Below are 21,482 nucleotides of genomic sequence, written 5' to 3' on the forward strand. Positions count from 1 at the left end.
GCTATGGCACTTCGATGCCGGTGGGCAGCGGTCGTCCACACCATCAATCGGTTCATTCGATTGCCCTGGCGCCCCATCGGGCCGTGCACGATCTCCCTTGACCTTCCCCCTGCTGGAAGCCTCATCACGGAGTCCTTCCCACTGCCAAGGAGGTCCTTCCATGGAATTCAGCGTTCCCACCATGAGCTGCGGGCACTGCGTTGCCGCGATCGAACAGGCGATCAAGGCGGCGGATCCCCATGCCACGCTTGCCTGCGATCTCGGCACGCGCCGTGTTTCGATCACCAGCACCCTGCCCGCCCCCGCCTTGCGGGCCGCGCTCAAGGATGCGGGGTACGAGGCGGAACCGGTCGGCGCCTGAAGGGCCTTCCGGTCCAAGCAGGCTGGACCAGGGGCTGCCTTTCCTTGAGCCACCTTGTTCATCCGCCGGAACGGATCCGTCTGGCCTCACGGCGGATCCGCCCGGCAGACCCGGTTTCGCCCTCCCTCCTTGGCCCGGTACAAGGCGCGGTCGGCGCGTTCCAGGAACGCCGCCAGCGTCTCGCCGGGCGCGCGCACCGCCACCCCGAAACTGGCGGTGATCCCCCGGTTGCCCAAGGGAGGCCCCAGGCGCAGGACCGAAACCGACAAGCGCAGGCGATCGGCCATGTTTTCCAGGCTGTCCAGGTCCACGCCCATGACAAAGACGGCGAATTCCTCCCCCCCCAGGCGCACCGCCAGATCGGAGGGACGCAACACCCGGACCAGGCACTCGGCCAGGGTGCGCAACACCAGGTCCCCGGTGCCGTGTCCGAAAAGATCGTTCACGTTTTTGAAGTGGTCGAGATCCAAAAGGGCCACGCCCACGCTGGCATGGGGATCGCGGTCGTTCAGATCCAGCAGCCGGCGCAGGGTTTCTTGCATGTAGTAACGGGTGAACAGGCCGGTCAGGGGATCGCGAATCGAGGTTTCATAAAAGCGTTGCCGCTCCTGGTCCAAGGTCCGGTGCAGGACTTCGCGCTCGACCGCGACCTGCAAGGGGTCCGTCATCTGGTTGATGACCTTTTCGTGGCCCTCCAGTCCCGCCAGGGGCTGCTCCAAGGTCAGCAGGGCCAGGGCTCCGATCACCGATTCGGGGTAGAAACCCAGGGGCAGAACCAGAACCGAGCGTTCGTCGCCCAGGGCACCCGGCGGCAGGACGACCGGCCCCGATGCCGAGGGAGAAGACGCCCCTTCCGAGAGGTCGCATGGCTCGCAGCGCTCCAGGAACGGCCGCAGGACCGGGGGCACATCCACCTCGACCCGCCCGCGATAGCGGTTCTCGGGGGAGAGCAGCACGATTTCCCCGTTGGGCGCGCGCGCGTAAAATTCCAAACGGCTGACCGACAAGAAACGGTTGACGATATCGAACAACGCCCGCGCGATGTCCTGGAAATCGCGGGTGAGGATCATGGTTTCGGTAAAATCGCGCAACGCCCGATTCAAGGTCATCAATCGGGAGATGTTGGAATCATGGCTGGCCATCAGATACAGCCCGCATTCCAACAAGCCCAGGTGTTCGACCATGAACCCGATCAGGTGCTCGGGGATCAAGGATCCGTGCTGGGGCGCGATCAGCTTCAGGGGGAATTTCCGAATGGCCGCCAGCGCGTTTTGCAAGATGTCGCGCCCGGGAATGTAGTGTTCATGGAACGGGCGCAGATGCTCGAAATAGCTTTCATCCCGGGCAACCAGCGAAAAGCCGTCGGTGAATCCCCCGAACAGGTCGCTGGAAAACAAGGTGCCCGTTGTCCCGTCGAAGGTCACGTAGGCTCCCGGGAAATGGGCATAAGGCGTGAAGGCAAACTCCAGGCACCGCCCGCCCAGGTCCAGGGCCCAGTCATGATCCTCAACCCGCCAGAAAGGCAAGGAGAGTCCGTAGTGGCGCAACAGGGCCTCGGCCCGCCAATGGGTGACAATCACCGCGTCGTCCCGGTCCACGATCTGGTCGATCAGGGGCAGCGCGCCGGTGATGTCGGGATCTTGGTGGTGGCAGACGAAATAGCGGATGTGCCCGAAGGGAATGACCTGGCCAATCTTGCGCAAGGTATGACGGAAGGTCAGGGCCGAGCCCGGATCGAACAAAACCGACTGATCACCGTGCTCGATTAAATAAACGTGGCACTGGAAGGGATCGTCTTCCAGATAATGGCCAACCCACCACACCCGATGCGCGATTTCAATCGCGTCATTTGCCTGAGCCGCCGTAATCCCGTCCAGTCCGATCGCCTGCATGATCTCCCGTTTCCACCTTCCGCTTGCCCCGACTCCAGGCCGGGACAAAAAACGAAAAGAAAAGGATGCACCCGATCGACCACAAGAGAAACCCCGTTTGCGGGGGACGGCACTCAAGGCCCACGAAAAAAGGCGGCTCGCGCCCGGCAAGCCGCCTTCCCTCCTCGGGGCCCGCCCGCAAGAGAGGAGATTAGTCCTTCTTGCAGGTGTTCATCTTGAGCGGGATGTAGGCCGGGCAGAAGCTGAAGATCGCGGTGAACAGCGGCACGACGCCGATCCAGCCCCAGGCGCCAACGCTGCCGGTCACAGCCATCAAGATCAGCGCAATACCGACAATCGCGCGAATGGCACGATCCACGCCACCGACATTCTTGGGAAAGTTCAGCATGGGGACACTCCTTTGGGATGACGGGGCGCCGGCCACGAACCGGCACCTCCAGGATGAAGAGCACGCGCCTTCTATAAGCCGCCGGGATCGCCCTGTCCGTGACTAGATCACGTTCGCGACCGGTCACGCGTTTCCCGGCTGCCCAGGCCCAGGGATGGATTGATCAGCTCCCCTGGCGGCGCAAGGCTGCCAGAGCCTCGGGCATGCGCACCGTAACACAACCGCGCGCCAGCGTCACCCAACCGCGCCGCTCGAATTCCTTCAACTGCCGCGAGACCACCTCGCGCGCCGTGCCCAGCTCGAACGCCAGATCCTGATGGGTGCCATTCCATTGGCCGCCCTGGCTCAGGGTCAGCAGGGCCTGGGCCATGCGTTCGTCAATGCGCCCGAAGGCCACTTCCTCGACCAGCATCAGCAAATCGGTGAGCCGCACGGCATAGGCGGAAAACACGAAGCGCCGGAATGTCGAGGACATTTCAATCAGACGCGCGAACGACCCGGCCGGCAGGGCCGCGGCCAGGACCGGATTTTCCGTGACCCCCTCGGCATCGTAGGTGCTGCCCAGGATCAGGCACGCGGTGGTGAGCACGCAGGTCTGGCCGCGCTCGACCCGGTACAAAACGATCTCGCGCCCGTTTTCCGAGATCTTGCTGACCTTGATGCTGCCCTCCAGCACCAGGACAAAGGCGGGGCAGCGCCCGCCGGCCTGGAAAACCTCCTGCCCGGCCGGCACCACCACCCGCCCCAGTCCCTCGGCCAGAAGGGCGCGTTCGGGGCCCTCCAGGGCTTGCAGGGCGGGAAAGGCCTCCAGCACCGCCGCGACCAGTCCCGGACCCGAGGCCGGGGGGGTGTCCTTGTCCGCGCGCGGTTCCCCTCGCGTCATGATGTCCCCCCGCCCGCTCCCCCGGTTTGGGTCAGTTCAGCCCCTCGCGCCCCATGCGCAGGAACTTTTCGCGCCGGCGCGCGCGCAGCACGCCCCCTTCCACCGGGGTCAGTTCGCGCAAGTGCCCCTCGAAGGCCGCGCCCAGCTGCTCGAACATGGCGTGACGGTCGCGGTGCGCGCCGCCCAGCGGCTCGGGGATCACTTCGTCGATGACCTTGAATTCCAGCAGATCCTGGGCGGTCAGGCGCAGGGCCTCGGCGGCCTGCTGGGCCATTTCGCCGCTGCGCCACAAGATCGAGGCGCAGCCCTCGGGCGAAATCACCGAGTAAATGGCATGCTCAAGCATCATCACCACGTTGCCGGTGGCAATCGCGATCGCGCCGCCCGATCCGCCCTCGCCGATCACGCAGGTGATCATGGGCACGCGCAGGTTCAAGCCGGCCTGGATGGTGCGCGCGATGGCCTCGGCCTGGCCGCGCTCCTCGGCGCCCACCCCGGGATAGGCACCCGCCGTGTCCACCAAGGTCAGCACCGGCAGACGGAAGCGATCGGCCAGATCCATGAGACGCTGGGCCTTGCGATAGCCCTCGGGCATCGCCATGCCGAAGTTGTGGCGCAGGCGCGTGTCGGTGTCGTGGCCTTTTTCCTGGCCCATCACCACCACGGCCTGGCCGCGAAACCGGGCCAGGCCGCCGACGATGGCCTGGTCCTCGCCATACAGGCGGTCGCCGGCCAGGGGAGTCACGTCGGTGAACAGGGCCTTGATATAGTCCAGGCAGTGCGGCCGCTCGGGGTGGCGGGCCACCTGGGTCTTCTGCCAGGGCGTCAGCTTGGCGTACACCGCCCTTAGCTGCTTTTCGACCTTCTGCTGAAGGCGCCCGACTTCCTCGGCAATGTTCATGCCGTCGGCGTCGGACAGATGGCGCAGTTCCTCGATCTTGCTTTCCAGTTCGGCAACCGGCTTCTCGAAATCCAGAAAATGCATGGCGGTCCACATTCGGCTGAAAAAAAGGGGGCGGGGGCCTTGCGTAGCACAGCCAGGGGACGACGCGAAGGGTTGAAAATGCCCTGTCGCCCGTCTCCCGCCGGTGCCCTGGCCGCCCGCCCTCCCGTTGGACGGATCAGGCGCCGCGAATCTGGCGAGCCTTGTCCACCAGGACCTGCGCCTGCTTGATCGAGGCGATATCGATCAGGCGCCCTTCCAGGGTCACCGCGCCCTTGCCCTCGGCCTTGGCCTGTTCCATGGCGTCCAGGATGGCCTGGGCGAAGGCCACTTCCTTTTCGTCGGGGGTGAAGATCTCGTTGGCGAGCGCGGTCTGGCTGGGGTGGATCGCCCACTTGCCTTCGCAGCCCAGCACGGCGGCGCGGCGCGCCTGCGCCTTGTAGCCCTCCGCGTCCTTGATGTCGCCGAACGGCCCGTCCACCGGCCGCAGGCCGTTGGCGCGCGCCGCCACCACCATGCGGGCCATGGCGTAGTGCCACATGTCGCCCCAGTGATAGGCGCGGGTGCCGTCGGCCAGGGTGTCGGTCAGCACGCCATAGTCGGCGTTGGGCCCGCCGATGCCGGTGGTGCGGGCCTTGGTCGAGGCCGCGTAATCCGCCACCCCGAAGTGCAACGACTCGTTGCGCGGCGACGCGGCGGCGATGGCGTCAATGTTCGCCATGCCCAGGGCGGATTCAATGATCAGTTCGAATCCCACGCGCTTGTCCACCCCCATGGTGTCCTCGATCTGGGTGACCAGCACATCGACGGCATAAACGTCGGCCGCCGTGCCCACCTTGGGGATCATGATCAGGTCCAGCTTGCCCGGCGCCCCTTCCAGAACCTCGATCAGGTCGCGGTACATGTAGGGGGTATCAAGCCCGTTGATGCGCAGGGAAACGGTCTTGCCCGACCAGTCGTATTCGTTGAGGGCGGCGACGATGTTCTTGCGGGCCTGCGGCTTTTCGCTGGGCGCCACCGCGTCCTCCAGGTCCAGGAACACCACGTCCGCATCCCCGGTCGCCGCTTTTTGCAAGAACTTGGTATTGGAGCCAGGCACCGCCTGCTCGGAACGATTGAGACGAGCCGGGGCCTGGTTGACGATCGTGAAGCTCATGTCCTGTTCCCATCGTTGGGACGCACCCCCCACCGGTGGCGCGCCTGGTTTATCGCACGCCGGCAACAATGAAAGGCGCGCGCGGGAATGGCAAGCCCCACCCCGGGGGTCCGCTTATCCCCCCACGGGAAGGGGCGCGCGCATCCCCGCCACCAGCGCCATGTAATCGGGCTCGGCGTCGGGATCGATCAGGCCATGGCGCAAGGCGTAATCGATCAGCACCAACGAGACATTGAACTTGAACAGATCGGTGTCGCGCACGGTTTGCAGCACCCGGCCCAGGGGCCACAGCATGAACTCGTCGATCTCGCCATCCGTGTTGCGGGGCGTGAAACTGGCCGGCAGCTCAAGGTCATAGATGAACAGGGTATCAACGCGCAGGCCGGCGGGCGTTTCCATGCAATAGGTCAGGGCCCCGGCGGCCACGGCCTGCAACGCCAGACCCGCCGGCAGGTCGGCTTCCTCGGCGCATTCCTTCAGCAGGTTTTCGCGCAAGGTCAGGCCGGCCGGCTGGCCGCCCGCGACCAGGTTATCCAGCTTGCCCGGAGCCACCGCCTTGTCGGGGCTGCGCCGTCCCACCCACATCTTGGTTTCGCCGCCCACGCCGACCACGCCGTTGAGATGCACCCCATAGGCCCGCACGCCAAAGGTCGGCACCACGGCGCGGTCCAGCAGCATCAAGGTGGGCGCGCTCCAGCCCTGCCCCACCCGGTACAGCTCCCCCCGAGGCGCTGGCAACACCCCATCCTCGGCCAGTCGGGCGATCACGTCGGCCACGGCGCGGGTGCGCGCCTCGGGAGTTTGCAGCGTGGGCGCCAGGGCCAGCCCGTCCGCGCCGCCTTCGAACACCCGGCCAAAGGCCCCCAGACGCCGGGCCAGGGCCGGGCGCACCCAGCCCACGCGCTGGTCCTCGACGAAGAACCCCACGAATCCCGTCAGGTCATGGGTGTTGCACGCCCGGACATGCGAAAGATAACCCACCGTCTTGATCCTTTTTCGTTCTTGTCGGGGGCGCGCCCGCCGGGCACGTCCCGCGCCGCGCGGCCCTGCCTCAAACCGACCAACGAAACGGCCCCTTGTCAACACACCCGATCGTCGGGCCGGTTCCGAAGTCCCCCCCGTTGTGCCCCGGCTCGATTTTTCAGGCAATTAAAACAATTGTATGAAACGCTTCCTCACCATGTTCCAAGTCGCGCTTCGCCCCTCCTGGCCCGGACGGAGAACGTGGATTTTTTGCGCCGCATCCCTTCTGTGAGCCCGATCACTGCCCCCGGCGCCCATGGGTGGCAAGATGACAGCTCAGGGACAAGGCGCGGCCGCGCGCTTTCATTCACGGTGTCTTGATTTTCATTTCCGCCGGGCCATCCGAGGCAGCTTGCCAAGCAGGCTGACCGGCTCTTCGGAAAACGCAGGGCCGGACGGAACGCGTCCCTTCACGCCCCGGCGCCTTGCCCGAGGATTTGTCTGTTTCGCGTGTCGCCGCCGGCCGGAAAAGCCGCTGGCCTCCGGCACGCCCGAAGGGAGAGACCCCCATGAGCGTCCCGCACGCCCTGGCGAATCTGATCGCCCTGACCGCCGCCGTGACCCTGGCCGGGCTCCTGGGCATTCCGGTGTACGATGAAATCCAGCATGTGATCGCCCGGGCCTCCCAAACCGAGGGGATGATCATCAACCCGCTGGACAGCCTGGGCTTTTATGGCGTGGGGCCGTTGTCGGGCCTGACCTTGTTCGTGGTCACGGCGCCCTTGACCATCAGCGTGGCCCCCACCTTGCTCACCAAGATCATCGGGGTGGGCGGGGCCTTCCTGGGCTCGGCGGGCATGTCGGCGGTCATGGTCCTGGCCGGACGGGGCCAGACGGTGGGCGCCGCCCTTCTGGGCATTGTCGCCCTGCTGATCCTGGTGGCCCTGTTCGCCCAGCAAGGGCGCATGCAGCGCGCCAAGACCCTGGCCACCGAGCGCCTGCGCCGCGACGTGGTGCGCCTCATCACCGGCATTACCCGCTGCCATGCCAGCCCCACCCCGGAGTCCGACCAGGCCGCCACCCCCGATGTTTCGGTTCTGGCCAACCGGCGCGCGCTGTCCGGCCTGGTCGAGCGCATGGCGCTTGGCGTCGTGTGGCAGGCGGCCACCAACGGCGACCCCTGGACCTTCGCCCAGCAGGTGCAAGACGGCCTGGCCGACCTGGCCCAGGATTTCGAAGGCAACCGCCGCGCCGACCCCGAGGGCATCGCCGCGCGCACCGCGCAGGCCTGCGCCCGGCGGGTTGGCGGGTTCCTGAACGGTAGCGACCTGGATCCCACCTGGGACGAAATCCTGGCCCCCGCCGACCGCGCCCGCCCCAGCACCCGCAACGCCTGACGCCCGCGCCAACGCCCCCAAGGAGGGCGAGTCGGCGCCGCCGGCGGGGAGCGACGGACCCCCGCCCCGGTCAGGAGGTGGGGGAGGCGTCGAGGGCGGCCTGCGCCGCCGCCTTGATGGTGGCGGCCATGCTGGCCACGCCGTTGCGCCGGTTGGGACTGATGTGGGATTCCAGCCCCAGGGCGCGCAGGGCCTCGTCGGCGTCGGTGGCCAGGATCTCCTGGGGCGTGCGCCCCGAGAACAACACCATCATCACCGCCGCCAGGCCGCGCACGATGTGGGCATCGGAATCCACCAGGAACCGCAGCCGCACCGGCGGGCCGGGATCGACCAGGGGCACCAGCCACACCTGGCTCATGCAGCCCTGCACCCGGTGCGCCTCGGTGCGCGCGGCCTCGGGGAACGGCTCCAGGGCGCGGCCCAGGTCGATCAGATAGCGGTAGCGGTCTTCCCAATCGTCGAACAGCGCGAAGGTTTCAGCCAGACCGTCAACGGTCAGGGTGCTCAGGTCGGTCACCTTGGTCTCCTTGCCCTGGGCCAGGGATGCCTTGAGTCCTGCGAGTCCATCCGTTGCGCATGAACGCGGACGGGCTCCGGATCTCTTTGTTCGAGTTCGTCTTTTCGGGAAAAGTGGTCCCCCCTTTTCCCGGGTGGACTCTAACGCCAAACCCGCCCCCGGCCAAGCGCCCATCAAAAAACCGTCAAACAAGGGGCTTGCCAGGGCCGCGCACCCGGGCTATACACCGCCTCGGAAGGCTGGCGCGGACGCGATCCCCGCCAACCCGGTCAGGTCCGGAAGGAAGCAGCCGTAACGGGTTCTTTGCGGGTCGTGTCCAGTCTTCCACTTCTCGCCCAGGACGGCCCAACCGGGGGTTCCCCCGAGGCCTGTCCTCCCGGCCGCCTCTGGCAGACGGCATGACCGAGCTCCAAAATCCCTCTTCCTCGCCGGCCTCTGATGCCGGACCGGGTGCGTCTCGTTCCTCCACCGAGGGGGACCCGGCCGCCTATCGCGTGCTGGCGCGCAAATACCGTCCCACGTCGTTCGATGCCCTGATTGGCCAGGATGTCCTGGTCCAGACCCTGACCAATGCCATCGCCTCGGGGCGGCTGGCCCAGGCCTGGATGCTGACCGGCGTGCGCGGCGTGGGCAAGACCACCACCGCGCGGCTGATCGCGCGCGCTCTCAATTGCGTGGGCCCCGACGGCACCGGGGGCGTGACCATCACGCCATGCGGCCAGTGCGAGCACTGCCGCGCCATCGCCGAGGACCGCCACGTCGATGTCCTGGAGATGGACGCCGCCAGCCGCACCGGCGTCAACGACGTGCGCGAAATCCTGGAAGGCGTGCGCTATCGCCCGGCCATTGCCCGGACCAAGGTTTATATCATCGACGAAGTGCACATGCTCTCGACCGCCGCCTTCAACGCTTTGTTGAAGACGCTGGAAGAGCCGCCGGCGCACGTGAAGTTCATTTTCGCCACCACCGAGTTGCGCAAGGTGCCGGTCACCGTGCTGTCGCGCTGCCAGCGCTTCGACCTGCGCCGGGTGGGGGTGGAAACCTTGCGCGCCCACTTCGCGCGCATCGCCGTTCAGGAAGGCGCCGAGGTCGAGGAGGGCGCGCTGGCCCTGATCGCGCGCGCCGCCGATGGCTCGGTGCGCGACGGGCTGTCGCTGCTTGATCAGGCCATCGCCCACGCCGGCGGCCCGGTTTCCGAAGCCCGCGTGGCCGACATGCTGGGCCTTGCCGACCGCGCCCGGGTGCTGGACCTGCTGGAACACCTGATGGCGGGGCGGATCGCGCCGGCCCTGGAAGGGTTGGGCCAGCAATACGCCCTGGGGGTGGATCCCCTGGTGGTGCTGCAAGACCTGCTGGAGCTTGTCCACTGGATGACCCGGGTCAAGGTGGTGCCCGAGGCCACCGACGACGCCGCCGTGCCCGAGGCCGAGCGCTCCCGCGCCACCACGCTGGCCGGGCGCCTGTCCATGGCCGTGCTCAACCGGGCCTGGCAAATCCTGCTCAAGGGCCTGCAAGACGCCCGCGACGCGCCCGTGCCCCTGCGCGCGGTGGAAATGGCCCTCATCCGCCTGGCCTATGCCGCCGACCTGCCCACGCCCGAGGACGCCTTGCGCCGCCTGGCCAGCGGGGGCGCCGGTGCGACCGGTGCGACCGGTGCGGCCGGAGCACCTGGCGGGGGCGGCTCGCCTGGCGGGGCCGGCCCCTCGGCTTCCGGCGCGCGGGCGTCACGCCCCGAGCCCGCGCCCCCCTCCCCGCCCCCCCCGGCGGCGCCGGCCCTGCGCGCCATGGCCGGCACCCATGCGCGCCCGGCCCCGGCCCAGCCGGCTGCGGCTCAGGCACCGGCCGGAGACGTGGTGGCGATCCCGCGCACCTTCGCGCGGTTGGTCGATCTGGTGCGTACCCGGCGCGAGGCGGTGCTGGCGAGCCACCTCAGCCGCGACGTGCGTCTGGTCCGCTACGATCCCGACGCGGCGGTGCTCGACATCCACCCCCTTCCCGCCGCGCCGCGCGCGCTGGCCGGGCAACTGGGCGGCCTGCTGTCGGCGTGGACCGGGCGGCGCTGGCTGGTATCGATCAGCGACCAGCCGGGCCAGCCCACCTTGCACGACGCGCAAGAGGCGGATATCCATGCCCACCCGCTGATTCAGGCGATCCTGGCCACGTTCCCCGGGGCGACGCTGGGCACGGTGCGGGTGAACGCGACCAACGATGACGAGGCCCTGGGCGCCGAGGGCATGCCCCTGGCCGAGGCCCCGGTTTTCGACGCCGACTTTTTCGACCCCTTCACGACAGAGGATGACTCATGAAGAACATCGGTCAGATGCTCAAGGCCGCCCAGCAGATGCAAAGCCGCATGGCCGAAGCGCAAGAAGCCCTGGGCGCCATGGAGATCACCGGCCGCTCGGGGGGGGGCCTGGTGGAAATCACCCTGACGGGCAAGGGCGACATCAAGTCGGTGACCCTGGATCCGTCGATCCTTTCCCCCGACGAGGCGGTGACGGTGCAAGACCTGATCATCGCCGCGTTCTCCGACGCCAAGAGCCGGGTGGACGAAGCGGCCAAGGCCAAGATCTCGGAAGTGACCGGGGGCCTGAAGCTGCCCGAAGGCATGCCGTTCTAACGCCCGCCCGACGAAAGCCACGGCCGTGCCGGGCGAGGCGATCGACCGCTTGATTCAAACCCTGGCCCGCCTGCCGGGCCTGGGCCCCCGCTCGGCGCGGCGCGCGGTGCTGGTTTTGCTGCGCCGGCGCGCCGCCTTGCTGGAGCCCCTGCGCGACGCGCTGGCGCTGGTGGCCGAAACGGCGCGCGACTGCCCGGTGTGCGGCAATATCGATACCACCACCCCCTGCGCCGTGTGCGCCGACCCCGGCCGCGACGCCGGGTTGATCTGCGTGGTGCGCGACGTGGCCGACCTGTGGGCCCTGGAACGCACGGGCTCCTTTCGCGGCCGCTACCATGTGCTGGGGGGACTGTTGTCGGCCCTGGACGGCATCGGCCCCGACGACCTGGGCCTGGAGCGCCTGGAAGCCCGCCTGGGCCCCGACCAGGTGCGCGAAATCATCCTGGCCTTGCCGGCAACGGTGGAGGGCCAGACCACGGCGCATGTGGTGGCCGACCGCCTGGAACGCCCGGGCCTGATCGTTTCCGGCCTCGCCCACGGCGTGCCCCTGGGGAGTGAACTGGACTACCTGGACGACGGCACCCTCAACGCCGCCCTCACCGCCCGCCGCCCCTTGCAGGGATAACGCCCGCGAGAGAGGCGCCCGTCGGAGGCCCCGCCTCTCGCCACGGCCCGGCGCGAGACGCAAGGGTCAGGAAGCGGGGGAATCGGTGGATTCTGGCAGGCCAATCGCCCCTTCCAGCGATTCCGCCGCTTCAAGCTGTTCCCTGGTAACCTTGGCCCCGGTCAGGTTGGCCTTGCTCAAATCGACCCAGTTCAGATTGGTCCCGCTCAGGTTAGCCCCTCTCAGGTCGATCTTCATCATGTTGGCCCCGCTCAGGTTGGCCTCCCTCAGGTCGGCCAAGCTCAGGTCGGCTCCGAACAGGTCGACCCAGTTCAGGTTGGCCAAGAGCAGATAAGCGTTCCTCAGGTCGACCTCCCTCATGTTGGCTCCGAACAGGTTGGCCCAGTTCAGGTTGGCCAAGAGCAGATAAGCCTTACTCAGGTTGGCATTGCTTAGCCTGACTCCACTCAAGTTGGCTTGGCTCAGGTTGGCCCCACTCAGGTTGGCCTTTCTCAGGTCGGCCCCACTCAGGTTGGCCTCGCTCAGGTCGGCCCCACTCAGGTTTGACCCTCTTAGATTGATTCCCATTACTTTGGCCTCACTCAAGTTGGCCCCACTCAAGTCGGCCTTGCTCAAGTCGGCCTTGCTCAAGTCGGCCTTGCTCAGGTCGGCCCAGTTCAGATTGGTCCCGCTCAGGTCGGCCTCGCTCAGGTTGGCATTAAATAGGTAAACCCCGCTCAGGTAGGCGTCGCTCAGGTTGGCTTGGTTCAGGTTGGCTAGACTCAGGTCGGCCCCTAACAGGTTAGCGACCCTCAGGTCGGCCCCGCTCAGGTCAGCCCCGACCAGATTAGCCCCCCTCAGGTCGGCCCCGCTCAAATCACGTCGAAAGCCGGCAGTGAAAGCAGACGACCGGGCGGACAGCACGGACAGAATGGATTTGATATCCTCCGGGAGCGCCGTTTCGCGGGGGGGATCGTCGCTGGGGGAGGCGTCCGGGCCCTCGGCTTTCGGCCGCTCCATGCGGACATAGGCGCACAGCACGTCGCACACTATGACCTGATCCGCCTTGGCGTTGGTTTCCTGGGCCACGGCGGCCAGCCCGGCGATGCCCCCCAGGCGGATGGCCAGCTTGTCATCCCCCAGTTGCTTGACCGATTCCGAAAAGCGCTTGCTCAGATGGTCGCGCCGGGTCATGGCCAGTTCCTCGGTGCGCTTCTCGATGGCGGCCAGATTGGCCTCCGCCGTCTTTTGCAGCGCATGCGAGCGTTTGGCGAGGTAGTAAAGGGTCAAAGCACCCCCCGCTCCCAGCACAAGCGATTGCAATTGCTTGAAGGCGCCGCTGACATCGGGGGGACAGGTCGCGGTCGCGCAGGCCAGCATCTCGCCTTGCACCTTCGCGTACAAGGCACCCAGAATCGACAGTGCCTCCCAGAGACCCCGATAGAACGGAAAAACCCCGGCGAGATCGGCAACCCCCAGGGCGATCGCCACCAAAAGGCCCCACCGCCACGCCACCGCCCACGTCAGCAGCGCCTTTACAAGGGCACGCCCTCCTGCCTTCAGCGGAGAGCCCCATGTCGTGACAAGGGCGCGCCCCCGCGCCTTCCCCCACGCCCTCAGCCCCACCCCGGCCTCCCCCGATCGCAGACCCCGCGCGCAACCCCCGCGTTTTCCAAGAAAAAATACGACCGATGGCAACACGAGGCAATCGGTTTGGGAACGGCCGCCCCCGACACGATCGCCCCACGCCCCCCGGGCACAACGCCCCTGGCAGGGGGATACCGTTCGCGGGGATCAAGACCCCAGGAGCTTGGCCAAGCCGACCATGGCGCCCAGCACCATGACGCCGTTGAGAAGAACGGCGACCAGAACGGTTCCAACCATCCACCGGGTGGTGTCGCTTTTGGCCGCGTTGATTTCCGCTCTCAAGCCCGCTTCAACGGCTTTCACCTCCGATCGCAGGGCGGCAATCTCCCCCGACAGATCCGATCGGACGGTGGAGATTTCTCCCATCAGTTCCGATCGCTGGGCGGCAAGGTCGGCACGAAGGGCGGCGAGGTCCGTTTTTGTCGCCAGTTCACCGATGGCGGCGCCCTGGGCTTCGCGCACCAGATCGGTCACGGCCTCGGCTTGCGCTTCGGTCATGCCGGCACCAACCATTTTCTTGATGAAAGCGTGGGTATCCAGGGCAAAGGGAAGGGCATTCATGAGCGGATCCTCGTGCGCCGTCGCCTTCAAGATGGAAGGGATCGGCCGCCGTGTCCAGACTCCCCGCGCAGCCCCACGCCTTGCACGTTTTATTTCGCAGCTTCTGGCCTATTGATGCGAATTGACATTAACATAAAATCGCTCCAGTTTCACTTGCTGATTCCACGTAACTTAATTTAAGATTGTTTTTCAACGGAGGCTCGATGTGATCGATCCACCTTCTTGTGATGTCCCCTGGGCTAAATTTGATGAGGAGGCGTTCCATCCCCTGGCCCATCACGGCGCGGACGTCGCGTGCTGTTTCGAGGCTATCGCGACCGGGCCGGTCATTCGCTCGCGGCTGGAGCGGGTGGCGGGCCGCCCCCTGAGCCCCACCGACATCGCCCGGCTTGCGGTCTTGGTGTTCTTGCACGATGTGGGCAAGCTGCATCCGGGCTTTCAGGCCAGGGCCTGGCCCCCGGGGGTCTGGACGGGCACGCGCCACGGCCATGTCGGGGAAGGGGCTGCCCTCTTTTCAGCGGGGGGCCCGCCGGGGCTGGCGCACGCCTTGTGCGTTGATGATCTGCATCGCTGGGGCGTCACGCCCGACCTGCTGGGGGCGGTTCTTGCCCACCATGGGCGCCCGGTTGCTCCCAATACCGCCGCGTCGCAGGGATGGCATTGCGTCGCCTCCTATGATCCGCGTGCGGCGGCTCACGCCCTGGGCCTGCTGATGCGGCGGTGGTTCGGCCCGGCCTTTGCCGCCGACCCCACCCGCGTGCCCGACACGCCCGAGTTTCAGCATTTCCTGTGCGGGCTGGTGGTGTTGGCCGATTGGCTGGGATCGACGCGGACTTTTTTCCCGTTCACGGCCCCGCCAGACCCCGACTACATCGACAAGGCCCGGCTCCGGGCGCGCAAGGCGGTGGCGGCGGTGGGGCTGGCATGCGAGCCCTGGCGCGCCCTGGCCCAGGGCAGAACCGGCTTCGCCACCTGGAGCGGCCGGGAGAAACCCAGGCCGGCGCAAGCCACGATGGGCGGGTTTTCCCTTGATGATCCGCTGCTGATTCTGGAGGCCGAAACCGGATCGGGCAAGACCGAAGCGGCACTGTGGCGTTTCTTGCGCCTGTTCGAGGCGGGCCGGGTGGACGGCTTGTATTTTGCCCTGCCCACCCGCGCGGCGGCCATTCAGATGCATCGCCGCGTCGCGACGGCGATGACCCGGGTGTTCGGAACGAATGTTCCCGCGCTCCCCGAGGCGGTGCTGGCGGTTCCCGGATACCTGCGGGCTGGCACCGTCGAGGGTCACGCCCTGCCCGGGTGGGAGGTCCGCTGGGATGATGACGACGGCGCCGACGAACGCCGTCTGCTCGCGCGCTGGGCCGCCGAAAGCAGCAATCGGCACCTGGCGGCGATGGTCGCGGTGGGAACGGTGGATCAGGCGCTGCTGGCCGGCCTCAGGATCAAGCACGCTCATGTGCGTTCGGCGGCACTGGCCCGCGCCCTGCTGGTGATCGACGAGGTTCACGCCAGCGACCGCTACATGACCGAACTGCAAAACCACCTGCTGAGCGTTCACCTGCGCCGGGGCGGCCATGCCGTGCTGATGTCGGCAACCCTGGGCGCGGTGGCGCGGGCCAAGGCCCGGGGCATGCGCCGTCCCCCCCCTTTCAACGACGCGATCCAGGCCCCCTATCCCGCCATATGGGGGAAAGGCGGTCCTGTGTCGTGCGCGGAGGCAGGCGCGCAAAAGAAGGTCGCCGTGCGCCTGCATGCGTCCTGGAGCCCTGAAACAACAGCCGAGCACGCCCTTGCGGCGGCGCGGGCCGGAGCCCGGGTGCTGGTGATCCGCAACACCGTGCGCGCGGCCATCGCCACCTTTGGCGCGATTCAGGCGGCGGGCGGAGCCTCGTGGCTGCTCCAGGTGGCCGACGGCCCGGCGCTGCACCACGGCCGCTTTGCCCCCGAGGATCGGGCCTTGCTTGACCACGCGGTCGAGGCGGCCCTGTCGCCCGATCCATCCCTCCGCCCGCCCGGTGGCCGGATCGTTCTGGGCACGCAAACCCTGGAACAAAGCCTGGATATCGATGCCGATTTCCTGATCACCGACCTGTGCCCGATCGATGTCTTGTTGCAGCGGATCGGGCGGCTGCACCGCCATGCCCTGCCCCGCCCCCAGGGGTATGAAACCGCGCGTTGTTTGGTTCTGGCGCCCGAAAGCGGCCTTGAACCCCTGCTGGCCCCCGCCTTCGACAACGGCCTGGGCGCATGGCGGGAGGAAAAGACTGACGGGCTTGGCGGGATCTACCGCGATCTATCGGGCCTGGAACTGACCCGCCGCCTGATCGAGGCTCACCCCGAATGGTCGATTCCGGCCATGAACCGTTTCCTGGTCGAAAGCGCCACGCATCCCGAGTACATCGAGGCCCTCAATCAGGAATTGGGTGCGGCCTGGGAAAAATACTACTCAATGGTGTATGACCGCGACGTCGCCGATGCCTGCGCGGCGCGGGGTGTCGCCCTGCCGACCACGGAACCGTTTGCCTCCCTTCAGTATTCCACCGACGACGAAAAAATCCGCACCCGGCTTGGAGCGGAAGGGGCACGGATTGCCTTCGCCGCACCGGTCACGGGCCCCTTCGCGACCCCGATCAGCGGCGTCACCTTGCATTCCGCGTGGTCACACGGGGTTACGACGGCTCCCGAGGCGGTGCCCGAGGTCCAGGACGGCCGCGTGCGGATCACGCTGGGGGATCGCGTCTTTCTTTATGACCGCGCGGGACTGAGGAGACCGACACAATGACGCAGGCCCTATTCAACCTCCTGAGCGCCCCTTTGATCCGGGTGGCGCCGGGCGGGCGGCTGACCCTGCCCGGGGTGCTGGCGGCCCTGGCGCGCGATGACATCGAGACCTTTCCGGCGCTGCGACCCCATCAAGGCCCGGCGTGGCATATGTTTTTGGTGCAACTGGCGGGGTTGGCCCTGCACCGGGCCGGGGAAACCACCCTTCCCGCCCGGGAAGAGGCCTGGACGAGCCTTCTACGCGGCCTGACCGACGCCTTTTCCGATGACGAACCCTGGTGCCTGGTGGTCGAGGACGACGGCAAGCCGGCCTTTTTGCAGCCTCCGGTCCCGGCGGGGATGACGCTGGCCAAATCCGTCCACACCCCGGACGCCTTGGATCTGCTGATCACCGCGCGCAACCACGACATCAAGCAGGCGATCGCCCGCCATGGCGAGCCCGACGACTGGCTGTTCGCCCTGGTCTCGTTGCAAACCGGCGAAGGGTTCTCGGGACGGGACAACTATGGCATTGCACGGATGAACGGCGGCTCGTCGTCGCGCCCGATGCTGGCGCTCGCGCCGTGCCCGCCCCATGCCCCCAAGACGGCGAGCCCCCGCCCCGGCGCCTGGTTTTGCCACAACGTCAAGGCGCTGCTGGACAACCGCGAGCGGGAACTGGACCGTCATGCCCCCCTGGACACCCCCGACAGCGGCGGGCTCGGGCTGGTGTGGCTGGCGCCGTGGCCCGACGGACAATCGCTTGAGCTGCGCGCGCTTGATCTCTGGTTCATCGAGGTATGCCGGCGGGTGCGGCTGGAAATCGTCGAGGGGCGGATCATCGCCCGCAAAGGCACCTCGAAGACAACACGGATCAACGCCAAGCATCTGAGTGGCGCCGTGGGCGATCCCTTCGCGCCCGTGTCCAGGACCGAGGGCAAGAGCTTCACCCTGTCCGAGCGCGATTTTGATTACCGCACCTTGTGCGAGCTGCTGCTGTCCGGAGACTGGGAAGTGCCGGTGCTGGCCCGGCCCGGTCCGTCGGACCAAGGAACGTACCTCCTGGTGGCGGCGGCGCTGGCACGAGGCAACAGCAAGACCTATGGCTTCAAGTCCCGCGTCCTGCCCCTGGCCGGCCCCATCGCCCGTGCCTTGGGACCCCGGCGCCAGGAGTTGCACGAGCTGGCCAAGGCGCAAATCAAGGGAATCGGCGAGATCGACAAGGTGCTGGCCTTCGCCCTGGCCCTGGCGGCGGCCGGAGGCGACAAGGACAAGGTGAGCAAGGAACACTACGCCCACGCCCGCGCCCGCGCCGCGCGCGACCGCTTCGACCAGGGCGCCGACGAAATCTTCTTCGATCACCTATGGGCGCGATTCGCGGCCCAGGATCAAGGGCCCGACGCCGTCAAGGCCGAGGAAGACCGCTTCGCCCGCGCCCTGATCGACATCGCGGGCGCGGTGTTCGAGGCCGCCTTGCCGGCCCTGCCCGGTCACGGCCTGTTTCGCCCTCGGGCGCGGGCGCGGGCACGGGCGGCGTTTTGGGGCCGGGCGCGCCATGCGTACCCCGATCTGTTTCCCAGGCCCCCGCAGGAGGAGACCGTCCATGACGTTCAACAAGACGAAGCCGGAAGAGAGCTGGCTTGAAACCACGGTGAGCGCTCTTTCGGCCGGACTGCAAACGCTGGACACGGGGCAGCTTGCCGCCTTGCGCCGGCTGGCGGTGGGTGGGCCGGGCTGTGGTCCGTTCTGGGATCTGGCCGCCCGGGCCGACTTCATCGACGACACGGCCCGGGTCGAGGGCTGGATGCGGCTGGTCAAGATCATGGCCCTGCTGACCCCCAAGGGCGAGCGGAACAAAACCACTCCCCTGCATAAGCCCGAGCAGCGGCTGGGCAAAGTGCTGTGCGATGGCGGCACTTCCGGGTGGGAGGGCTCGCCGCCCCGGCCATTTTTGTCGGAAGCCCGGCTGGCCCGCCTGCTGGCCCAACCGGCCGGGCAGCGGGGCCTGGCATTGGAGCGCATCGCCCGCGCCCTGGCCGGCCACATGCAGGAAGGCAACGGGGTCAACTGCGTCGATATCGCCGCCTTGCTGCTGCTTCCCGACCCCACGCACACAAAAAGAGACCTGGCCCGCGCCTATTACAAGCGGCTTGACGCCGCCGCCCGTTCTCCCTCCCCCACGCCGGAGCCCCGCCCATGAGCACCGCCCGCTTTTTGCAAATTCACACCTTGCACACCTACACCGCCGCGCTGCTGAACCGCGACGATACCGGTCTGGCCAAGCGCCTGACCTATGGCGCCACCAGCCGCATCCGCATTTCGTCGCAGTGCCTGAAGCGCCATTGGCGCAAGGCCGAGGATCCGCACGCGCTCTCCACCCTGGCCGGATACGTGGACGCGTACCGCTCGCGCGAGCTGGTCACGGAAAAGGTGATCGAACCGCTGCGCGGCCGCCATCCCGATGACGTCGTCAACGCCCTGGAGCCCGAGTTCCAGAAACTGGTTTACGGCGACAAGGCCGACAAGGGCAAAAAAAGCCGCCAGACCTTGCTGTTGGGCGAGTCGGAACTGACGTGGCTGGCCGCCGAGGCCGACCGGCTGGCCGCCGAGGCCCCGGACGCCAAGGCGGCGGCCAAGGCGGCGGCGCAGTGGGTCAAGGGTAAGAACGTGAGTGTCCTGGCCCAGAACACCGCCTTGCCGGCCGGGGTGACCGGAGCCTTGTTCGGGCGCATGGTGACCTCGGACCCTGGCGCCAACATCGAGGCCCCGGTGCATGTGGCGCACGCCTTCACCGTCCACGCCGAGGAAGCCGAGGGCGATTATTTCACCGCCGTCGATGATCTGAAAAAGGACGAGGACGACAGCGGCGCCGACACCATCCAGGAAACCGAACTGACCTGCGGCTTGTTCTATGGCTACGTGGTCATCGACCTGCCGGGGCTGATCAAGAATTGCGGGGGGGATGCCGATCTGGCGGGGCGGATCGTCCACCACCTGCTTTACCTGATCGCCGAGGTGTCGCCGGGGGCCAAGCGGGGCTCCACCGCGCCTTATGGCCGCGCCGACCTGCTGCTGGTCGAGGCCGGCGCCCGCCAGCCGCGCAGCCTGGCCGGGGCCTTTCGCCGGGCCTGCCGTCCCGACGTGGAAGAAGCGCTGCGGGTGCTGGATGGCCACCTGGCGCACCTGGACGCCACCTATGAAACCGGCGAGGCGCGCCGGTACCTGTCGCTGGCGCAAACGCCGCTGTCCAGCCCGGAGGGCAGCGGCCTGGAGCGGCTGTCGCTCAAGGCCCTGGCCGAGTGGGCGGCGGCGCAGGTGGGGACAGGCGCCGATGCCTGAACCCCGCTGGCTTATCATGCATCTGGAAGCGCCGATGCTGGCCTTTGGCGGCGCGACCATCGATCAGGTTGGCGTTATTCGCCCCTGGCCGGCCCTGTCCATGCTGACCGGGCTGTTGGGCAACGCCCTGGGCTGGCGGCGCACCGACACCACCTTGCATCAGGGCCTGCAAGACCGGCTGGTGATCGCGGCCCGGCGCGACCGGCCCGGCACCTCCCTGACCGACACCCAGAATGTCCGCCTCGACAAGGCGGACAAGGGCTGGACCACCTGGGGCGAGCCCGAGGGTCGGGCCGGAGACAGCTACGACGGCCCCCACCGCCGCGTCCGCGACTATTGGGTGGATGCGTGCGTGGTGGTCGCGCTGCGCGTGGACGGGGAAAACGCCCCCGATCTCGACACCCTGGCCGCTGCCCTTGACCGCCCGGCCCGACCGGTGTTCCTGGGACGCAAATCCTGCCTGCCCTCGGCGCCATTGCGCAGGTTGCGGGCGTTCGAACAGGCGGCGACGGCCCACCAGGCGCTGTCCCAGGTCCCGCGCACGGCCGGTGCCGGCCCGGACCGCCTGCCGGCCGTGTGGCCACTGGGCGAAGGCCCCGACACGGGGCAAGGCGTGCTTCGGATCATCGATCTTCCCGACCGGCGCGACTGGTCAAGCGGCCTGCACGGTGGCAGCCGCCGGGTGGTCGAAGGCTTTGTTGTTCCGCCGGGAGACACCCCATGACCGCGCTGCATCTTGCCTGCCTGCCGCTGCTGCTGCCCGACGTTCACCGCTGGGCCGCCCGGCGCGGGCTGGGGGGCGACGAAGGCCGCGCCTTGCACCACCTGTTGGCGGAAACCTTCGGCAAGGGGGTCGCGCAGCCCTTTCGCCTGATGGTGGGGACGGGTGGAAGCGTGGCCAATGTGTATGCCTATACCCCCCACGACGCCACCGCCCTGCGCGCCACCGCCCGCGAAACCGGGCTGCCCGATGCCCTGGCGGTGTGCGATCCCACCCGGCTGGACACCAAGGAAATGCCATCCCACTGGCGGGAAGGCCGCCGTCTGGCGTTTGATCTCAAGGCCCGGCCGGTGCGCCGCCTGGTCAAGCCCGCCGGCGCGTTTTCCAAGGGGGCGGAGATCGATGCCTATGTGCTGGAGGTCTTGCGCCGGTTCCCGGATGGGCCGCCGCAAGACGCCCCGCCCCTGCGGCGCGAGGAGGTCTATCGGGACTGGCTTGCGCATCGTCTGGCCGGAGCGGCGCGGTTGGAGGAGGTGCGGCTTGCCGCCTTTCACCGCCAGCCGGCGTGGCGCGGTGCCCAGCGGGTGGACGGTCCCGAGGTGACCTTCCACGGCCACCTTGTCGTCGAGAAGGAGGCCTCGTTCGCCCGCCTTCTTGCCACCGGCGTCGGCCGCCATGCCGCCTATGGCTATGGCATGCTGCTGTTGCGTCCGGCCCGCTAAGGAGGGCG

General features: G+C 67.7%; 20 protein-coding genes and 1 other RNA gene. 12 read left to right on the forward strand and 9 right to left on the reverse strand.

Translation table 11 applies throughout. The annotated features are described in order from the left end of the window. Positions 1–160 precede the first annotated feature (160 nt). On the forward strand, positions 161–361 hold the full coding sequence (locus tag ROR02_RS10650; RefSeq protein WP_147164009.1) for a heavy-metal-associated domain-containing protein: 201 nt from the start codon (positions 161–163) through the stop codon (positions 359–361). Positions 362–447: 86 nt separating this feature from the next. Here the strand turns inward: ROR02_RS10650 and ROR02_RS10655 are convergent, their stop codons facing one another. The 6 genes from ROR02_RS10655 to ROR02_RS10680 form a co-directional block, all read right to left on the reverse strand. Beyond that, positions 448–2,253 carry an oxygen-binding di-iron domain-containing protein gene (locus tag ROR02_RS10655; RefSeq protein WP_147164010.1) on the reverse strand — a complete coding sequence of 602 codons (1,806 nt, stop codon included), beginning with the start codon at positions 2,251–2,253 and terminating at the stop codon, positions 448–450. A 190-nt stretch (positions 2,254–2,443) separates the two neighbouring features. After that, positions 2,444–2,641 carry a YgaP family membrane protein gene (locus ROR02_RS10660; RefSeq protein WP_147164011.1) on the reverse strand — a complete coding sequence of 66 codons (198 nt, stop codon included), beginning with the start codon at positions 2,639–2,641 and terminating at the stop codon, positions 2,444–2,446. Between the two features lie 163 nt (positions 2,642–2,804). Continuing rightward, positions 2,805–3,524 carry a Crp/Fnr family transcriptional regulator gene (locus tag ROR02_RS10665; RefSeq protein WP_147164012.1) on the reverse strand — a complete coding sequence of 240 codons (720 nt, stop codon included), beginning with the start codon at positions 3,522–3,524 and terminating at the stop codon, positions 2,805–2,807. A 31-nt stretch (positions 3,525–3,555) separates the two neighbouring features. Beyond that, positions 3,556–4,509, reverse strand: coding sequence for an acetyl-CoA carboxylase carboxyltransferase subunit alpha (locus tag ROR02_RS10670; protein WP_170245075.1), 954 nt, complete (start codon positions 4,507–4,509; stop codon positions 3,556–3,558). 136 nt (positions 4,510–4,645) lie between these two features. Beyond that, a complete protein-coding gene (locus ROR02_RS10675; protein WP_147164014.1) occupies positions 4,646–5,623 on the reverse strand; it encodes an HpcH/HpaI aldolase/citrate lyase family protein in 978 nt (325 codons plus the stop codon). A 114-nt stretch (positions 5,624–5,737) separates the two neighbouring features. After that, positions 5,738–6,604 (reverse strand): DUF4743 domain-containing protein, encoded by an 867-nt coding sequence (locus ROR02_RS10680; RefSeq protein ID WP_147164015.1) that lies wholly within the window; start codon positions 6,602–6,604, stop codon positions 5,738–5,740. A gap of 551 nt (positions 6,605–7,155) precedes the next feature. Between ROR02_RS10680 and ROR02_RS10685 the strand changes: the two genes are divergently transcribed. Further along, positions 7,156–7,983, forward strand: a complete 828-nt coding sequence (locus ROR02_RS10685; protein ID WP_147164016.1) for a hypothetical protein — start codon at positions 7,156–7,158, stop codon at positions 7,981–7,983. A 70-nt stretch (positions 7,984–8,053) separates the two neighbouring features. Here ROR02_RS10685 and ROR02_RS10690 read toward each other — a convergent pair whose 3' ends face one another. Then, positions 8,054–8,500: a SufE family protein gene (locus ROR02_RS10690; RefSeq protein ID WP_147164017.1), complete on the reverse strand. Its 447-nt coding sequence runs from the start codon at positions 8,498–8,500 to the stop codon at positions 8,054–8,056. 232 nt (positions 8,501–8,732) lie between these two features. Between ROR02_RS10690 and ffs the strand changes: the two genes are divergently transcribed. The 4 genes from ffs (at position 8,733) to recR (ending at position 11,745) form a co-directional block, all read left to right on the forward strand. Next, positions 8,733–8,830: signal recognition particle sRNA small type (gene ffs / locus ROR02_RS10695), an RNA gene on the forward strand. 68 nt (positions 8,831–8,898) lie between these two features. Continuing rightward, the gene (locus ROR02_RS10700) at positions 8,899–10,806 is read left to right on the forward strand and encodes a DNA polymerase III subunit gamma/tau (protein WP_147164018.1); all 1,908 of its coding nucleotides are present in this window, start codon (positions 8,899–8,901) and stop codon (positions 10,804–10,806) included. Continuing rightward, on the forward strand, positions 10,803–11,120 hold the full coding sequence (locus ROR02_RS10705) for a YbaB/EbfC family nucleoid-associated protein (RefSeq protein WP_147164019.1): 318 nt from the start codon (positions 10,803–10,805) through the stop codon (positions 11,118–11,120). The genes ROR02_RS10700 and ROR02_RS10705 overlap by 4 nt, the downstream gene beginning before the upstream one ends. Positions 11,121–11,145: 25 nt before the next feature. Then, entirely contained in the window at positions 11,146–11,745 is a 600-nt protein-coding gene (gene recR, locus ROR02_RS10710; protein ID WP_147164020.1) for a recombination mediator RecR, read from the forward strand. 66 nt (positions 11,746–11,811) lie between these two features. Here recR and ROR02_RS10715 read toward each other — a convergent pair whose 3' ends face one another. After that, positions 11,812–13,239, reverse strand: coding sequence for a pentapeptide repeat-containing protein (locus ROR02_RS10715; protein ID WP_218032805.1), 1,428 nt, complete (start codon positions 13,237–13,239; stop codon positions 11,812–11,814). A 279-nt stretch (positions 13,240–13,518) separates the two neighbouring features. Next, complete coding sequence (locus ROR02_RS10720) at positions 13,519–13,932, reverse strand: CCDC90 family protein (protein ID WP_147164021.1); 414 nt, start codon at positions 13,930–13,932, stop codon at positions 13,519–13,521. 205 nt (positions 13,933–14,137) lie between these two features. Here ROR02_RS10720 and cas3 point away from each other — a divergent pair, with 205 nt between their 5' ends. Genes cas3 through ROR02_RS10750 form a run of 6 tightly spaced genes read left to right on the forward strand, consistent with a single transcriptional unit; the run spans position 14,138 to position 21,474 of the window. Continuing rightward, positions 14,138–16,714 (forward strand): CRISPR-associated helicase Cas3', encoded by a 2,577-nt coding sequence (cas3, locus tag ROR02_RS10725; protein ID WP_246135508.1) that lies wholly within the window; start codon positions 14,138–14,140, stop codon positions 16,712–16,714. Beyond that, positions 16,711–18,336, forward strand: a complete 1,626-nt coding sequence (locus ROR02_RS10730) for a CRISPR-associated protein Cse1 (RefSeq protein WP_147164023.1) — start codon at positions 16,711–16,713, stop codon at positions 18,334–18,336. The genes cas3 and ROR02_RS10730 overlap by 4 nt, the downstream gene beginning before the upstream one ends. Then, on the forward strand, positions 18,296–18,892 hold the full coding sequence (locus tag ROR02_RS10735) for a hypothetical protein (RefSeq protein ID WP_147164024.1): 597 nt from the start codon (positions 18,296–18,298) through the stop codon (positions 18,890–18,892). The genes ROR02_RS10730 and ROR02_RS10735 overlap by 41 nt, the downstream gene beginning before the upstream one ends. Further along, positions 18,889–20,031, forward strand: a complete 1,143-nt coding sequence (gene cas7e / locus ROR02_RS10740) for a type I-E CRISPR-associated protein Cas7/Cse4/CasC (RefSeq protein WP_147164025.1) — start codon at positions 18,889–18,891, stop codon at positions 20,029–20,031. Before ROR02_RS10735 ends, cas7e begins: the two co-directional genes overlap by 4 nt. Continuing rightward, positions 20,024–20,755: a type I-E CRISPR-associated protein Cas5/CasD gene (cas5e, locus tag ROR02_RS10745; RefSeq protein WP_147164026.1), complete on the forward strand. Its 732-nt coding sequence runs from the start codon at positions 20,024–20,026 to the stop codon at positions 20,753–20,755. Before cas7e ends, cas5e begins: the two co-directional genes overlap by 8 nt. Beyond that, positions 20,752–21,474, forward strand: coding sequence for a type I-E CRISPR-associated protein Cas6/Cse3/CasE (locus ROR02_RS10750; protein ID WP_147164027.1), 723 nt, complete (start codon positions 20,752–20,754; stop codon positions 21,472–21,474). Before cas5e ends, ROR02_RS10750 begins: the two co-directional genes overlap by 4 nt. Positions 21,475–21,482 lie beyond the last annotated feature (8 nt).

The sequence above is a fragment of the Pararhodospirillum oryzae genome, from assembly GCF_007992075.1.
GTDB classification, from domain to species: Bacteria; Pseudomonadota; Alphaproteobacteria; order Rhodospirillales; family Rhodospirillaceae; genus Pararhodospirillum; species Pararhodospirillum oryzae.

Excerpts from the sequence above, each read along its gene's own strand:
- ROR02_RS10700 (WP_147164018.1), top strand. The coding sequence starts at position 8,899 with ATGACCGAGCTCCAAAATCCCTCTTCCTCGCCGGCCTCTGATGCCGGA.
- ROR02_RS10670 (WP_170245075.1), bottom strand. The coding sequence starts at position 4,509 with ATGCATTTTCTGGATTTCGAGAAGCCGGTTGCCGAACTGGAAAGCAAG.
- cas7e (WP_147164025.1), top strand. The coding sequence starts at position 18,889 with ATGAGCACCGCCCGCTTTTTGCAAATTCACACCTTGCACACCTACACC.
- ROR02_RS10730 (WP_147164023.1), top strand. The coding sequence starts at position 16,711 with ATGACGCAGGCCCTATTCAACCTCCTGAGCGCCCCTTTGATCCGGGTG.
- cas5e (WP_147164026.1), top strand. The coding sequence starts at position 20,024 with ATGCCTGAACCCCGCTGGCTTATCATGCATCTGGAAGCGCCGATGCTG.
- ROR02_RS10685 (WP_147164016.1), top strand. The coding sequence starts at position 7,156 with ATGAGCGTCCCGCACGCCCTGGCGAATCTGATCGCCCTGACCGCCGCC.
- ROR02_RS10720 (WP_147164021.1), bottom strand. The coding sequence starts at position 13,932 with ATGAATGCCCTTCCCTTTGCCCTGGATACCCACGCTTTCATCAAGAAA.
- ROR02_RS10665 (WP_147164012.1), bottom strand. The coding sequence starts at position 3,524 with ATGACGCGAGGGGAACCGCGCGCGGACAAGGACACCCCCCCGGCCTCG.
- ROR02_RS10655 (WP_147164010.1), bottom strand. The coding sequence starts at position 2,253 with ATGCAGGCGATCGGACTGGACGGGATTACGGCGGCTCAGGCAAATGAC.
- ROR02_RS10735 (WP_147164024.1), top strand. The coding sequence starts at position 18,296 with ATGACGTTCAACAAGACGAAGCCGGAAGAGAGCTGGCTTGAAACCACG.
- ROR02_RS10675 (WP_147164014.1), bottom strand. The coding sequence starts at position 5,623 with ATGAGCTTCACGATCGTCAACCAGGCCCCGGCTCGTCTCAATCGTTCC.
- ROR02_RS10650 (WP_147164009.1), top strand. The coding sequence starts at position 161 with ATGGAATTCAGCGTTCCCACCATGAGCTGCGGGCACTGCGTTGCCGCG.
- ROR02_RS10705 (WP_147164019.1), top strand. The coding sequence starts at position 10,803 with ATGAAGAACATCGGTCAGATGCTCAAGGCCGCCCAGCAGATGCAAAGC.
- ROR02_RS10660 (WP_147164011.1), bottom strand. The coding sequence starts at position 2,641 with ATGCTGAACTTTCCCAAGAATGTCGGTGGCGTGGATCGTGCCATTCGC.
- ROR02_RS10750 (WP_147164027.1), top strand. The coding sequence starts at position 20,752 with ATGACCGCGCTGCATCTTGCCTGCCTGCCGCTGCTGCTGCCCGACGTT.